Source organism: Pseudomonas sp. SMV71 (assembly GCF_052042015.1).
Classification (GTDB): domain Bacteria; phylum Pseudomonadota; class Gammaproteobacteria; order Pseudomonadales; family Pseudomonadaceae; genus Aquipseudomonas.
This window is the reverse complement of the sequence record NZ_JBKGGU010000004.1, coordinates 61,820-75,569: the sequence shown is the minus strand read 5'-3', so window position 1 is coordinate 75,569 and position 13,750 is coordinate 61,820. Positions and strand designations below refer to the sequence as shown.

Annotated in this window: 14 protein-coding genes and 4 tRNA genes; 1 reads left to right on the top strand and 17 read right to left on the bottom strand. The window is 60.5% G+C overall.

Translation table 11 applies throughout. From position 1 onward, the window contains the following. Positions 1 to 15: 15 nt before the first annotated feature. From ACLEJQ_RS04945 to ACLEJQ_RS04925, 5 genes are all read right to left on the bottom strand, one after another. Positions 16 to 285, bottom strand: coding sequence for a YceK/YidQ family lipoprotein (locus tag ACLEJQ_RS04945; RefSeq protein ID WP_440792720.1), 270 nt, complete (start codon positions 283 to 285; stop codon positions 16 to 18). Positions 286 to 336: 51 nt separating this feature from the next. After that, the gene (locus ACLEJQ_RS04940) at positions 337 to 1,080 is read right to left on the bottom strand and encodes a zeta toxin family protein (RefSeq protein WP_440792718.1); all 744 of its coding nucleotides are present in this window, start codon (positions 1,078 to 1,080) and stop codon (positions 337 to 339) included. Next, complete coding sequence (locus tag ACLEJQ_RS04935; RefSeq protein WP_440792716.1) at positions 1,067 to 1,330, bottom strand: hypothetical protein; 264 nt, start codon at positions 1,328 to 1,330, stop codon at positions 1,067 to 1,069. The genes ACLEJQ_RS04940 and ACLEJQ_RS04935 overlap by 14 nt, the downstream gene beginning before the upstream one ends. A 412-nt stretch (positions 1,331 to 1,742) precedes the next feature. Continuing rightward, positions 1,743 to 1,943, bottom strand: coding sequence for a hypothetical protein (locus tag ACLEJQ_RS04930; RefSeq protein ID WP_440792714.1), 201 nt, complete (start codon positions 1,941 to 1,943; stop codon positions 1,743 to 1,745). 388 nt (positions 1,944 to 2,331) lie between these two features. After that, positions 2,332 to 2,408, bottom strand: a tRNA-Val gene (locus ACLEJQ_RS04925). 183 nt (positions 2,409 to 2,591) lie between these two features. On the opposite strand from ACLEJQ_RS04925, the gene ACLEJQ_RS04920 reads away from it, so the two are divergent. Further along, a complete protein-coding gene (locus ACLEJQ_RS04920; protein ID WP_440792712.1) occupies positions 2,592 to 3,875 on the top strand; it encodes an NAD(P)/FAD-dependent oxidoreductase in 1,284 nt (427 codons plus the stop codon). 200 nt (positions 3,876 to 4,075) lie between these two features. Here ACLEJQ_RS04920 and ACLEJQ_RS04915 read toward each other — a convergent pair. The 12 genes from ACLEJQ_RS04915 to truA all read right to left on the bottom strand — a co-directional run bounded on the left by ACLEJQ_RS04915 (position 4,076) and on the right by truA (position 13,523). Further along, positions 4,076 to 4,152 (bottom strand) — tRNA-Asp (locus ACLEJQ_RS04915). A 90-nt stretch (positions 4,153 to 4,242) separates the two neighbouring features. After that, a tRNA-Asp gene (locus ACLEJQ_RS04910) sits at positions 4,243 to 4,319 on the bottom strand. A 58-nt stretch (positions 4,320 to 4,377) separates the two neighbouring features. Further along, positions 4,378 to 4,453 (bottom strand) — tRNA-Val (locus tag ACLEJQ_RS04905). A 169-nt stretch (positions 4,454 to 4,622) separates the two neighbouring features. Continuing rightward, positions 4,623 to 5,396, bottom strand: a complete 774-nt coding sequence (locus ACLEJQ_RS04900; RefSeq protein WP_245143900.1) for an SDR family oxidoreductase — start codon at positions 5,394 to 5,396, stop codon at positions 4,623 to 4,625. After that, positions 5,393 to 6,604, bottom strand: coding sequence for an O-succinylhomoserine sulfhydrylase (locus tag ACLEJQ_RS04895; protein ID WP_440792710.1), 1,212 nt, complete (start codon positions 6,602 to 6,604; stop codon positions 5,393 to 5,395). The genes ACLEJQ_RS04900 and ACLEJQ_RS04895 overlap by 4 nt, the downstream gene beginning before the upstream one ends. Before the next feature lie 57 nt (positions 6,605 to 6,661). Beyond that, complete coding sequence (gene purF / locus ACLEJQ_RS04890; protein ID WP_440792709.1) at positions 6,662 to 8,167, bottom strand: amidophosphoribosyltransferase; 1,506 nt, start codon at positions 8,165 to 8,167, stop codon at positions 6,662 to 6,664. Positions 8,168 to 8,208: 41 nt separating this feature from the next. Then, positions 8,209 to 8,769 carry a CvpA family protein gene (locus tag ACLEJQ_RS04885; RefSeq protein ID WP_039593931.1) on the bottom strand — a complete coding sequence of 187 codons (561 nt, stop codon included), beginning with the start codon at positions 8,767 to 8,769 and terminating at the stop codon, positions 8,209 to 8,211. An 89-nt stretch (positions 8,770 to 8,858) separates the two neighbouring features. Further along, positions 8,859 to 9,539 (bottom strand): SPOR domain-containing protein, encoded by a 681-nt coding sequence (locus ACLEJQ_RS04880; protein ID WP_440792707.1) that lies wholly within the window; start codon positions 9,537 to 9,539, stop codon positions 8,859 to 8,861. Then, positions 9,523 to 10,830 carry a bifunctional tetrahydrofolate synthase/dihydrofolate synthase gene (folC, locus tag ACLEJQ_RS04875; RefSeq protein ID WP_440792706.1) on the bottom strand — a complete coding sequence of 436 codons (1,308 nt, stop codon included), beginning with the start codon at positions 10,828 to 10,830 and terminating at the stop codon, positions 9,523 to 9,525. Before folC ends, ACLEJQ_RS04880 begins: the two co-directional genes overlap by 17 nt. Then, positions 10,827 to 11,747, bottom strand: coding sequence for an acetyl-CoA carboxylase, carboxyltransferase subunit beta (gene accD / locus ACLEJQ_RS04870; protein ID WP_440792704.1), 921 nt, complete (start codon positions 11,745 to 11,747; stop codon positions 10,827 to 10,829). The genes folC and accD overlap by 4 nt, the downstream gene beginning before the upstream one ends. A gap of 265 nt (positions 11,748 to 12,012) precedes the next feature. After that, positions 12,013 to 12,636: a phosphoribosylanthranilate isomerase gene (locus ACLEJQ_RS04865; RefSeq protein ID WP_440792702.1), complete on the bottom strand. Its 624-nt coding sequence runs from the start codon at positions 12,634 to 12,636 to the stop codon at positions 12,013 to 12,015. Between the two features lie 62 nt (positions 12,637 to 12,698). Then, complete coding sequence (gene truA, locus ACLEJQ_RS04860; RefSeq protein ID WP_440793077.1) at positions 12,699 to 13,523, bottom strand: tRNA pseudouridine(38-40) synthase TruA; 825 nt, start codon at positions 13,521 to 13,523, stop codon at positions 12,699 to 12,701. Between the last annotated feature and the right edge of the window lie 227 nt (positions 13,524 to 13,750).

The following is a 13,750-nucleotide window of genomic DNA, read 5'->3' as shown; positions in this document are numbered from 1 at the left end:
GGCATAGCTGACGGCTCAGTCCCGAGCAGGGTCACTGGCAAAAGCGGTATACGGCAGGAACAACGTATCGACGACGATGCTGAACGGCAGGTCGATCACCGCCAGCGGTACCAGGGCCCGTAGGATCCCGGCATCTTCGTCCGTCGCGGCCTTGATCAGCTCGATATCACTGGCGGATCCGCAATAGGGATGAGGCCCGCAGCGGGGGCGATCGTCGAAGGTTTCGGAGAGTGTGGAGCAGCCTGCGAGTGATACAACGGCCAGGGTGGCCAGGAAGAACTTCATGCGGTGGCTCCGAAATCGCTACGCACGGACTTACCGTCGCACAATTGATATTTAATAGTCGCCAGAGTTCGTAACCTTGTCCACGTACCCGTGCACGAACCAATCCGGTATTTCCTCTTCATGGAACTGGAGTTCCGTCCCATCGGTTACTTCAGCCAGCAGAACGGACTGCTCCCCGGAGTTATCGAAAATATAAGCACGATTCGAAGCAGCGATGGCGGCAGGAAGAAGCTCAACCGAACGGTAGTAACGTTCAATAATCTTGTCTTGCGCCACGTCGTGACCACCATCGTCGACACGGTTCGCAACCCGGTTGATATTGATTTCTGGGGACTCGGTCGCGACAAAATATAGATATGTTCTGTAGCCATTGGCCCGTGCCAGCTGCATGAACTCAACTTTGTCCTTAAAAGACATTACGGTTTCAAATGTAAAGCTGACCTTCTGGGCAAGCAGATTGTGCCTAATGAAGTCAGACATTACAGAAGCATAATAGGAGTTCATCTGGACGCCGCGAAAGTCCACGCGCTGATCGTTTAGAGTTATCAGGTCTGCATGATCTTGCTGTCCTGCTTTTTGAAGCAGTGGGTGATCCGCGAAGAACGTTTGCAAAGCTTCTAGAGTCGTTGTGATATCAAATTTTGCAAGATCAACAAAACCAGAAGCGTTGGCCTCCTTCTCTATCTCGTCAGCGTTTACATACGTGCCGATGAGATTAGCGGGGATCTGCTCTTTGATCGTGCTCTTGCCGGATCCGTTAGGGCCTGCAAATACTCGCAATCTAGGCACTGGCATTGATACAACGAACTTTGACGACTTCTCCTACAGTCACCTTGCGACGAGGCTTGGCTTCGCCAACCACCCGTACACTGCCGTCAGCCTTCGACTCAACGATCTGGTTACCTTCAACCTTGAGCACCGCATGTCCAGCCGCGAGGGCGCGGAAAAACGCCGCATGAGTGGCTCCTGCTGCCACATCAGGGATCTGAAGCTCCAGATTCCGAATAGCTTGCTCTGAAAGAGGTTTTTTTACAGTTTCAGTCATGAATTTCCCCTCCAAGATTCCATCGTACTATTGACACGAATGAGCTTTTAAAGGGCTACCGCGTTCCTCCCCTTGCTCAGAAAAAAGACCTGAGAGTATCGCCGCAACGACAGCATGATACAGGCTAACGAGACCACTGTAGTGCTTTTGCAGCTCCCTGGGAACGTGCGCCCAGAAGCCGCCCGTTTCAGTTATTCCGCCGCCTCCGCCCGCAGCCGTCTTCCAATTACGTCCCACCACGTCACACCTGCCACACAGCGACGTTGTTTGTCATTTACGAAAAACGGCATCTGAACTGATATCCGAACGAAACGCGATATTTTCCAGCACCTAAGTGACGGTGCGGATGCGGTAAACGGCGATTTCGAAAACGACATCGATGAGCGCGTCGGTGTCGAAGAGCAGTCAAACATCAATGAAGAACCCTGCGGCTCTGACCTATCCTGATCCTGTCGAGCGCTCTGTTTAAAGCATCCAAGGCGCTCAGCAAGGCTTTCGCCTCCGCTTCCCGACCGTCCCCCCAGAGGCGTTCAGCCATTTTGTTGAGTGCCTGGATAGAGCGCTCAATGTCGGCAGCAGTCACCGCTGTGCTTTCCTCAAGCTTACTTGTCATTGGTTAACCCTTCTTCGAGGTCAAAAGCACAAAAGCCGAGTAATGCGTGGTCTTGCGGCGCTTCTATTGGAAGTGGATATTGTCGGTTCGACGAGCCCAGCCCTATGCTGGGCTTCTTTGCCTTTTACACCGCCCAGATTATTTTCTGCGGCGTATTCTCGTTGACACGGATGATACCAACACCCTCCTTGTCCTGGGGGCTCGGTATCCTGGTTTCGACAAGGTTGTAATCGGCACGGGTTGCTTCCGCTCGCAGAGCGTCATTCCATTCCTGCTTCAAACGAGCTCTGAAGTAGGATTTGCAAAAATTTTGCAAATGGCAGAAAACAAAAAGGGGTTACCGTTTCCGGTAACCCCTTCTAGACCGCCCAGCAGAGCGGATTTTGTTTGGTAGGCGCGATTGGACTCGAACCAACGACCCCCACCATGTCAAGGTGGTGCTCTAACCAACTGAGCTACGTGCCTGCTGTGAGGCGGCATTCTACGGAATTCCAAAGGGGTGTCAACACCTTTTTTTCACCTAACCCTATGAATATGCAAAATATTTAATTTCCCCCGCCGGGCGAAGATTTGCCGGTGGCTGGCGGGCGATTTTTATCTCGGGTAGGATCTGCGCATTCGTAAAAAATATAAAACAGAGGTTGCAGAATGGCGAACACTCCCTACCCAGCGTCTTATTACGCCGCGTCGGCCAATCCGGCCCCGTCGCGCCCGGCCCTGCAGGATGACGTCGAGACCGATGTGTGCGTGATCGGCGCGGGCTACACCGGCCTGTCCTCTGCCCTATTTTTGCTGGAGAACGGTTTCAAGGTCACGATCCTTGAAGCAGCCAAGGTCGGTTTTGGTGCATCGGGTCGCAACGGCGGACAGATCGTTAACAGCTATAGCCGCGACATCGACGTGATCGAGCGCAGCGTCGGGCCCGCGCAGGCGCAGTTGCTGGGCAACATGGCGTTCGAGGGCGGCCGGATCATTCGCGAGCGGGTGGCGAAGTATCAGATTCAGTGCGATTTGAAGGATGGTGGTGTATTCGCCGCGCTCACGGCCAGGCAAATGGGCCACCTGGAGTCCCAGAAGCGTTTATGGGAGCGTTTTGGTCACACCCAGCTGGAGCTGATGGATCAGCGCCGTATTCGCGAAGTAGTGGCTTGTGATGAGTATGTCGGCGGGATGCTGGACATGAGCGGCGGGCATATTCATCCGCTCAATCTGGCGCTGGGCGAAGCGGCGGCGGTGGAGTTTTTGGGCGGGGTGATTTATGAGCAGTCGCCGGCCATGCGCATCGAGCGCGGCGCCAGTCCCGTTGTGCATACACCTCAGGGCAAGGTCAGGGCCAAATTCATTATAGTGGCGGGTAACGCCTACCTCGGCAATCTGGTGCCGGAGCTGGCAGCCAAGTCCATGCCGTGCGGTACACAGGTGATAACCACCGAACCCCTGGGTGAGGAACTGGCTCACAGCCTGCTGCCCCAGGATTATTGCGTCGAGGACTGCAACTACCTGCTCGACTACTACCGGCTGACAGGCGACAAGCGCCTTATCTTCGGCGGCGGCGTGGTGTATGGCGCGAGGGATCCGGCGAACATCGAAGCGATTATCCGGCCGAAGATGCTCAAGGCCTTCCCGCAACTCAAGGATGTGAAGATCGACTACGCCTGGACCGGAAACTTCCTGCTGACGTTGTCTCGTCTTCCTCAGGTCGGACGCCTGGGGGACAACATCTATTACTCCCAGGGTTGCAGCGGCCATGGCGTGACCTATACGCACCTGGCGGGCAAGGTACTGGCGGAGGCACTGCGTGGTCAGGCTGAGCGTTTTGATGCGTTTGCCGACCTGCCGCACTACCCGTTCCCGGGTGGCCAGTTGTTGCGTACGCCGTTTGCGGCGATGGGCGCCTGGTATTACGGGTTGCGGGATCGGCTTGGGTTTTGAGGTCCCGCCTCAAGCGCTTCGTGGATGTGGAAAGGGGCTGCTTCGCAGCCCAGCGGGAGCAAGCTCCCTCGCCACGATTCTCATCATTATGCTGAAAACAAAAAACCCCGGTCTTTCGACCAGGGTCTTTGCTATCGATGGGAAGAAGCCTACGGCTTTCTTCTTAGCTTCAAGGCGTTCAGCGGGCCTCGAAGCAGATATGGCGCAGCGGACGGGACTCGAACCCGCGACCCCCGGCGTGACAGGCCGGTATTCTAACCGACTGAACTACCGCTGCGTATCGCTGTGGACTTGCGTCCAATTAACTCGTCTGATCAAAACCCTAGGGCTCTTGATCTCGAACCAGGCGAACCTGCTTCGGAAAATATGGCGCAGCGGACGGGACTCGAACCCGCGACCCCCGGCGTGACAGGCCGGTATTCTAACCGACTGAACTACCGCTGCGCGTCGGTGGAGGCTTTTGACAGCTTCCGTCTTGCTTTCGCAAGACTCTCGTAAAACATGGTGGGTGATGACGGGATCGAACCGCCGACATTCTGCTTGTAAGGCAGACGCTCTCCCAGCTGAGCTAATCACCCTTTGCTTCGTTGAGGCCGCGAAATTTACGCAGGTGCCGAAGCTAAGTCAATAGCAGGATTGGTTTTTTTTCAAAAACAGCTTCGAGCGGCAAGCTTCAAGCTGCAAGTCAGAAGCGCCGACACCACACAGTCGCTTGCAGCTTGTAGCTCGCCACTTGCAGCTGCCCCCTCACTCATAAATCATTTTCTTGGTCATGCCGCCGTCTACCACGAACTCCTGGCCTGTGACGAAACCGGCATTGCGTGACAACAGCCACGCCACCATCGCTGCCACGTCCTCCACCGTGCCCACCCTCCCCGCCGGATGCTGGGCGTGGTCTGCGTCAGTTAACGGCTCAGCGCGACGCTGGGACGGATCCCGCGCGTCGATCCAGCCCGGGCTGACGGCGTTGACCCGGATCTCCGGGCCAAGGCTGATAGCCAAGGCATGGGTCAGGGCCAGCAAACCACCCTTGCTTGCCGCATAGGCCTCGGTATCAGGCTCCGATTGGCCGGCGCGGGTCGAGGCCAGGTTGACGATGGCGCCGTTGTGGGCGCGCAGGTACGGCGCACAGTGCTTGGCCAACAGCATCGGCCCGCCCAGGTTCACCGCCAGGACCCGATTCCAGTAGGCCAGGTCCAGGCTTTCCAGGGTGATGTTGTGCGGGTCGGCAATGGCCGCGTTGCACACCAGCGCGTCAAGCCGCCCGAATTGCCCGAGCACTTCGGCAATACCGGTGGCGACCTGCGCCTCGTCCGCGACGTCCATGGCGATGAACCAAGCGTTGTCACCCAAGGTCTTCGCCACTTTGGAACCGCGCTCGCGGTCCAGGTCGGTCAATACCACCTGCCAGCCTTCGCAGATCAGCCAGGCAGCGATGCCCAGGCCTATGCCGCGTGCGGCGCCCGTAACCAGTGCGACCCGGCCATGAGTGCCGCTGGGCGGCGTAGCCAGCTCGATCACAAAGCCGCCAACCCACGAGCCAGATCGGCTTGCAGGTCGACCACGTCTTCCAGACCGACCGCAACGCGGATCAGGCTGTCACTAATGCCCGCCGCTTCACGCTCCTGGGGCGACAAACGGCCGTGGGAGGTGGTGCTCGGGTGGGTGATGGTGGTCTTGCTATCACCCAGGTTGGCAGTAATGGAGATCAGCCTTGTCGCGTCGATGAAACGCCAGGCGCCCTCCTTGCCCCCCTTGACCTCAAAGCTCACCACCGCACCAAAACCGCGCTGCTGGCGCACGGCCAGGTCATGTTGCGGATGACTCTTGAGGCCGGCGTAATGCACTTTCTCGATGCCGTCCTGCTGTTCCAGCCACTCGGCCACGGCCTGGGCATTGGCGCAATGGGCCTTCATCCGCAGGCCGAGGGTTTCCAGGCCCTTGAGGAAGATCCAGGCGTTGAACGGGCTAAGGGTCGGCCCGGCGGTACGCAAAAAGCCCACCACCTCTTTCATCTGTTCGCCACGACCGGCCACCACGCCACCCATGCAACGCCCCTGGCCGTCGATGAACTTGGTCGCCGAGTGCACCACCACGTCCGCTCCCAGCTTCAAGGGCTGTTGCAATGCCGGGGTGCAGAAGCAGTTATCCACCACCAGCATGGCGCCCTTGGCGTGAGCGATTTCCGCCAGCGCGGCGATGTCCACCAGCTCGGCCAGGGGATTGGAAGGCGATTCGACAAACAGCAGCCTGGTATTGGCCTTGATCGCTGCATCCCAACCGGACAAATCCGCCAGGGGCACGTAGTCGACTTCGACACCGAAGCGCTTGAGGTACTTTTCGAACAGGCTGATGGTCGAGCCGAAGACGCTGCGCGACACCAGCACGTGGTCACCACCACTGCACAGGCTCATGACCACAGCCATGATCGCGGCCATGCCAGTGGCGGTCGCCACGGCCTGTTCGGCGCCTTCCAGGGCGGCGATGCGCTCCTCGAAAGCCCGTACGGTCGGGTTGGTGTAGCGCGAGTAAACATTGCCCGGCACTTCGCCAGCAAACCGCGCAGCCGCATCGGCGGCGGTGCGGAACACGTAGCTGGAAGTGAAGAACATCGGATCGCCATGCTCGGCTTCCGGTGTGCGGTGCTGGCCCGCACGAACCGCCAGGGTATCGAACGCTACGCCCTCAAGGTCGCTGTCCAGCCGACCGGCATCCCAATCCTGACTCATGCTGCCACTCCTTCAATCGGTTAAACGCAAACCGGCCCCTCAGGGCCGGTTCGTCTTTCAGTTGTTGTACAGATCGATGATCGCACTGACCGCCTGAGTCTTCGCCTTGGACGCATCGTTACGTGCGTGCTCGATCTTGTTCAGGTAGGCCTCGTCGATGTCGCCGGTGACGTACTTGCCGTCGAATACCGCGCAGTCGAATTGCTCGATCTTGATTTTGCCCCCGCCAACCGCTTCGATCAGGTCCGGCAGGTCCTGGTAGATCAACCAGTCGGCGCCGATCAGGTCGGCCACGTCCTGGGTGCTGCGGTTGTGAGCGATCAGCTCATGGGCGCTCGGCATGTCGATGCCGTAGACGTTCGGGTAACGCACGGCCGGGGCCGCAGAGCAGAAATACACGTTCTTGGCGCCGGCTTCACGGGCCATCTGGATGATCTGCTTGCAGGTGGTGCCTCGGACGATGGAGTCATCCACCAGCATCACGTTCTTGCCGCGGAATTCCAGCTCGATGGCATTGAGCTTCTGGCGTACGGATTTTTTCCGTGCCGCCTGGCCCGGCATGATGAAGGTACGACCGATGTAGCGGTTCTTGACGAAGCCTTCGCGGAACTTGACGCCCAGGTGGTTGGCCAATTCCAGGGCCGCCGTGCGGCTGGTGTCAGGGATCGGGATGACCACGTCAATGTCGTGGTCCGGACGCTCGCGCAGGATCTTCTCGGCCAGCTTCTCGCCCATGCGCAGGCGTGCCTTATACACCGAGATACCGTCGATGATCGAGTCCGGGCGCGCCAGATACACGTGTTCGAAGATGCATGGGGTCAGGGACGGGTTGGTCGCGCACTGACGGGTGTGCAGTTTGCCGTCTTCGGTGATGTACACCGCTTCGCCTGGCGCCAGGTCACGGATCAGGGTAAAACCCAGCACGTCCAGGGATACGCTTTCGGAGGCGATCATGTACTCGACGCCTTCGTCGGTGTGACGCTGGCCGAACACGATCGGACGGATGCCATGGGGGTCGCGGAAACCAACGATGCCGTAGCCGGTGATCATGGCCACGACCGAGTAGCCACCCACGCAACGGTTGTGCACGTCGGTCACGGCGGCAAACACGTCTTCTTCGGTAGGCTGCAGCTTGCCGCGCTGGGCCAGCTCATGGGCAAACACGTTGAGCATCACTTCCGAGTCGGAACTGGTGTTGACGTGGCGCAGATCCGATTCGTAGATCTCCTTGGCCAGTTGCTCGACGTTGGTCAGGTTGCCGTTGTGCGCCAGGGTGATGCCGTACGGCGAGTTGACGTAGAACGGCTGGGCCTCGGCCGACGTCGAACTGCCCGCCGTCGGGTAGCGCACATGGCCGATGCCCATGTGGCCGACCAGGCGCTGCATGTGGCGCTGGTGGAACACGTCACGTACCAGGCCGTTGTCCTTGCGCAGGAATAACCGGCCATCATGGCTGGTCACGATACCGGCAGCGTCCTGGCCGCGGTGCTGGAGCACGGTTAGCGCGTCATACAGCGCCTGATTGACGTTCGACTTACCGACGATACCGACGATGCCACACATGCGACGCAACCCCTACTTAATGGATCTGAACTGAACAACCCTCACTGCGGCGTTTTGGCCATCGGCAAGAGCTGTTCCTTGAACGGTATTTCAGCGGGTACGCTGATACCGCTGGCAAGCCACTGACTGCTCCAACCCAGGATCAGGTTCTTGGACCAGTCTGCGACCAATAGAAATTGTGGCACGAGCCGGGACTCCTGCCACCACGTATCCTGCTGTACCGGCCCCAGGCTCAACAGCCCGACAGCCACGACCACCAGCAACGCGCCACGCGCGGCACCGAAGGCCATGCCAAGGAACCGGTCCGTCCCGGAAAGCCCGGTGACGCGAATCAGTTCGCCGATCAGATAGTTGATCATGGCGCCCACCAGCAAGGTGGCGATAAAGAGAATGGCACAGCCCGCGATCACGCGAGCCGACGGTGTTTCAATGTATCCGGCGAGGTATTGGGACAGCGAGCCACCAAACATCCAGGCTACGACTCCCGCGATGATCCAGGTCAGCAGCGAGAGGGCTTCCTTGACGAAGCCACGGCTCAGACTGATCAAAGCAGAGATGGCGACGATCGCAACGATCGCCCAGTCAACCCAGGTAAATGGCACGGTGCAGCCTACGGACGGATAAGGCGGCGCATTTTAGCAGAGCGCAGGGCTGTCGGTAAGCTGCGTGTTTCAAATCAGATAAATCGCCGTCAACCGCGTTCAGGCTGGAAACGCACCACAAAACCCTTGAGGTTCTGCTGGCGACTCAACAGATCGCGCAGGCGGTCGGCTTCGGCACGCTCGATCAACGGGCCGACGAAGACCCGGTTCTTGCCGTCTGCTGAACGGATATAGGCGTTGTAGCCTTGGCTGCGCAAGGTTTTCTGCAGGTTTTCGGCACTCTCGCGACTGGTCAGACTGGCCAGTTGTACCGACCAACTGACCGACAGACCATTGGCATCCACCCGACTCTGGGTCGTGTCCGGCTTGGTAGGCGCAGCGGTAATGGGCTGGGTCGGGGCCGGCTTGACGGCCGGAGCGGCCGGAACCGGCGTCGGCGCGACAGCCGGCTTGGCGGGCGTCGCCGCAGCGGCTGGAGTCGGGGCCACCGGTGCAGGGGCAATCGGCGTCGAAGGCGCAGCAGGCTGCCCGGCCATCTCTTCGTCGCTCGGCACAGGCTCCTGGGGCAGCGCCTGCGGTTCGGGCACTGCCACCGGCTCGACCTGCACCGGCGTAACCGCCGGCGCCTGGGGCGCAGCTGGCGCATCGACAGTGACCTGGCGCTGCTCGTCCTGACGGGAAAACAGCATCGGCAGGAAAATCACCGCCAGGGCCACCAATACCAGTGCCCCGACCATGCGCTGCTTGTACGCCTTATCCAGCAATGCCATCTGCAGCTTCCTCCGTGGAGTGCCGGGCCAGCCATTGAAGGGCCTCGGCAACACAAAAAAATGATCCGAACAGCAGAATCTCGTCATCCACCGTCGCCTGGGCGGCCTGCCCCTCCAGAGCGGCCGCCACGCTGCCATAGGCTTGCACGGCGGCACCGTGACGCTGCAAGGCGTCCTGCAACTGCGCCGCCGTACGTGAGCGAGGTGTATCCAGCGGTGTGACCGCCCATTGCTGGACACTAGCATCCAACGCGGCGACAACGCCATCCAGATCCTTGTCGGACAGCAGCCCGAACACCGCCAGACGCCGGCCCACCACCGGCCGTCGCGCCAGGCGCTCGGCCAGGTACTGCGCCGCATGGGGGTTATGACCGACATCCAGCAGCAGATTAAGACGCTTGCCTTGCCAGTCGAACTGTCGACGGTCGAGACGACCGACGATGCGAGTCGCTTGCAATGCTCCGATGATCTGATCGGCATCCCACGGCAGTCCCAGCAACAGGTACGCCTGGAGCGCCAGCGCAGCGTTTTCCATTGGCAGGTCCAGCAGCGGCAGGTCACGCAATTCCACGGGATTGCCCCGGGCATCGCTGCCACGCCATTGCCAATGCTGCTCGGTCATTGCCAGGTCGAAATCCCGACCGCGCAGGAAGAATGGACAGTTCAGTTCGCGAACCTTGTCCAACAATGGCTGGGGCGGATTGAGGTCGCCACAGAGTGCAGGCGCGCCCTGGCGAAAGATACCGGCCTTCTCGAACGCCACCGATTCGCGGGTATCACCTAAGTAATCGGCATGGTCGACGCCGATACTGGTGACCAGCGCGATGTCCGCGTCCACCAGATTGACCGTATCCAGTCGCCCACCCAATCCGACTTCCAGCACCACGGCATCGAGGCCGGCCTCGGCAAACAGCCAGAACGCTGCCAGGGTGCCCATCTCGAAGTACGTCAGGGAAATATCGCCACGCCCGGCTTCTACTGCGGCAAACGCCTCGCACAGCGCGGCGTCAGAGGCTTCGACACCGTTGACCTGCACCCGCTCGTTGTAGCGCAGCAGGTGCGGCGAACTGTAGACACCGACGTTCAGCCCTTGGGCCCGCAGCAGCGAGGCCACAAAAGCGCAGGTCGAACCCTTGCCGTTGGTGCCGGTGACGGTGATGACCCGGGGCGCCGGCTTGGCCAGTCCCATGCGGGACGCTACCGCTTGTGAGCGCTCCAGCCCCATGTCGATGGCCGAAGGATGCAACTGCTCGAGGTAGGCGAGCCAGTCGCCCAGGGTGCGTTGGGTCATAGCCCGGCAGGGACCGGCGGAACCACGACCGGCTCGATCGGCGCGGCGACAAAGGTCGGCGTCGGCAGGCCCATCAGTTGCGCCAGCAGGTTACCCAGGCGCGGACGCAGCTCGCGACGGTCGATGATCAGGTCAATCGCGCCGTGCTCCAGCAGAAACTCGCTGCGCTGGAAGCCTTCCGGCAGTTTCTCGCGCACGGTCTGTTCGATCACTCGCGGACCGGCAAAGCCGATCAGGGCTTTCGGCTCGCCGACGATCACGTCGCCCAGCATTGCCAGGCTGGCGGAAACACCACCGTAGACCGGGTCGGTCAGCACCGAAATGAACGGGATGCCTTCTTCACGCAGACGCGCCAGCACCGCAGAGGTCTTGGCCATCTGCATCAGGGAGATCAGTGCTTCCTGCATCCGCGCACCACCGGAAGCGGCAAAGCAGATCATCGGGCAACGGTTTTCCAGGGCATGGTCGGCCGCACGAACGAAGCGCTCGCCGACGATGGCACCCATGGAACCGCCCATGAACGAGAATTCGAACGCCGAGACCACCACCGGCATGCCCAGCAGGGTGCCGCTCATGGACACCAGGGCGTCTTTTTCACCGGTCTGCTTCTGGGCGGCGGTCAGGCGGTCCTTGTACTTCTTGCCGTCACGGAACTTCAGACGGTCCACCGGCTCCAGGTCTGCACCCAGCTCCACGCGGCCTTCAGCGTCCAGGAAGATATCGATACGGGCACGCGCGCCGATGCGCATGTGGTGGTTGCACTTGGGGCAAACGTCCAGGGTCTTTTCCAACTCCGGGCGGTACAGCACCGCTTCGCAGGACGGACACTTGTGCCACAGACCTTCAGGCACCGAGCTTTTCTTCACCTCGGAACGCATGATCGAAGGGATCAGTTTGTCTACCAACCAGTTGCTCATGCTTTCTTTCTCCAGTACCGGCGACCCGAACGCTCTGGTTCGCGGCCCCGCGTATGCCCTTGAGCTAAATTCATTGTGCGGCGAGGGTCCAGCGGCCACCACGGTCAGTGCGAAACATGACCTGCGTGCAGCCCATCTACCTCAGCCATCCCGACAACCGCTGCACCGCGGTTGCCCCTACGCTTTTGGCCCGCCCGAAGGCGGTGCCTGCCTGCTTTGTACAGTGCAGGTATGGACGGCGGCAGTCTGCCAGCCGTCACATTGACTACTGGCAACCGCGCACAGCCGCCATGAACGCATGAATCTTTGCCGGGTCCTTGATGCCCTTGGCCTGCTCCACCCCACCGCTCACGTCCACCGCGTAAGGGCGGACCTGGCGAATGGCCGCGGCGACGTTTTCCGCCGTCAGGCCACCGGCGAGGATGATCGGCTTGCTCAGGCCCTGCGGCACCAACGACCAGTCGAATGCTTCCCCGGTACCGCCAGGCACACCTTCCACGTAGGTATCGAGCAAGATGCCGCTGGCGCTGGCAAAGGCGTCGCAACGAGCAGCGATGTCATCACCGGCCTTGACTCGCAATGCCTTGACGTACGGACGATGCCAGCCTTCACAGTCGGCCGGACTCTCATCGCCATGAAACTGCAACAGCGCCAGCGGCACGGCATCGAGTATCTCGCCCAGCTCGCAACGACTGGCGTCGACGAACAGGCCCACCGGGGTCACGAACGGCGGCAAGGCCTGGATGATCGCCCTCGCCTGCTGCACCGTCACCGCCCGCGGACTCTTGGCGTAGAACACCAGCCCGATGGCGTCGGCTCCGGCCTCGACCGCCGCCAACGCGTCCTCGACGCGGGTGATCCCGCAAATCTTGCTGCGAACGGCCGACATGTCGTGAAAACCTCAGGTAAATCCGTGAAAGTCCCGGATGGTAGCAAATGCTGCGCAGAGCGTCAGCCGTCGAGTTCGCAGAAGCCCGTGAGGAAATGTGGCCCGATGTAACGCTCCGGCAGCTCGAATTCGTCGCGATATTCGACCTGCACCAGATACAGGCCGAATGGATGGGCGGTCACGCCGCCCGAGCGCCGGATCCGACTTTCGAGCACTTCCTTGATCCATTCCACCGGCCGCTCACCGGCGCCAATGGTCATCAGTACGCCGGCGATGTTGCGCACCATGTGGTGCAGGAAGGCACTGGCGCGGATGTCCAGCACGATCATCTTGCCGTGGCGGGTCACGCGCAGGTGATGCAGCTCCTTGATGGGTGATTTGGCCTGGCACTGCCCGGCACGAAACGCACTGAAATCATGGATGCCGACCAGGTACTGCGCGGCCTCGGCCATGCGCTCGACGTCCAGCGGACGATGGTTCCAGGTGATTTCTTCGTTCAGGTGCGCCGGGCGGATCTGATCGTTGTAGATCACGTAACGATAACGCCGGGCGATGGCCTTGAAGCGGGCATGAAAATGCGCCGGCATTACCTTGGCCCAACTGACGCTGACATCATGGGGCAGGTTGATATTGGCACCCATGACCCAGGCTTTCATCGAGCGCTCGGCCTGGGTATCGAAGTGCACCACCTGGCCACAGGCGTGCACGCCGGCATCGGTCCGGCCAGCGCAATGCAGCGACACGGGCGAGTCGGCGACCTTGGACAGTGCGTTTTCAAGGGTTTCCTGCACGGTCAGTACGCCGGAAGCCTGACGCTGCCAGCCACGATAGCGCGAGCCTTTGTATTCAACGCCCAAGGCGATCCGGGAGAAGCCTTCGGCCGCCATTTCGGCGGCCGGGTTGTCTATGTTTGCCAAGGAATTACAGCCTGCTGAAGTACGCAAAGGCGGGCATTATAAGGCCGAAGGTTCGGGATGCCAGCGCAACTGTTGATACGGTGGTGGATGGGCTGGCGTCATCGCGAGCAGGCTCGCTCCCACAGGGGGAAGCGGCGGTAGACGCAGAACTTGCGCAAGCCCTCAACCCATGTGGGAGCGCCTGCTCGCGATGACGG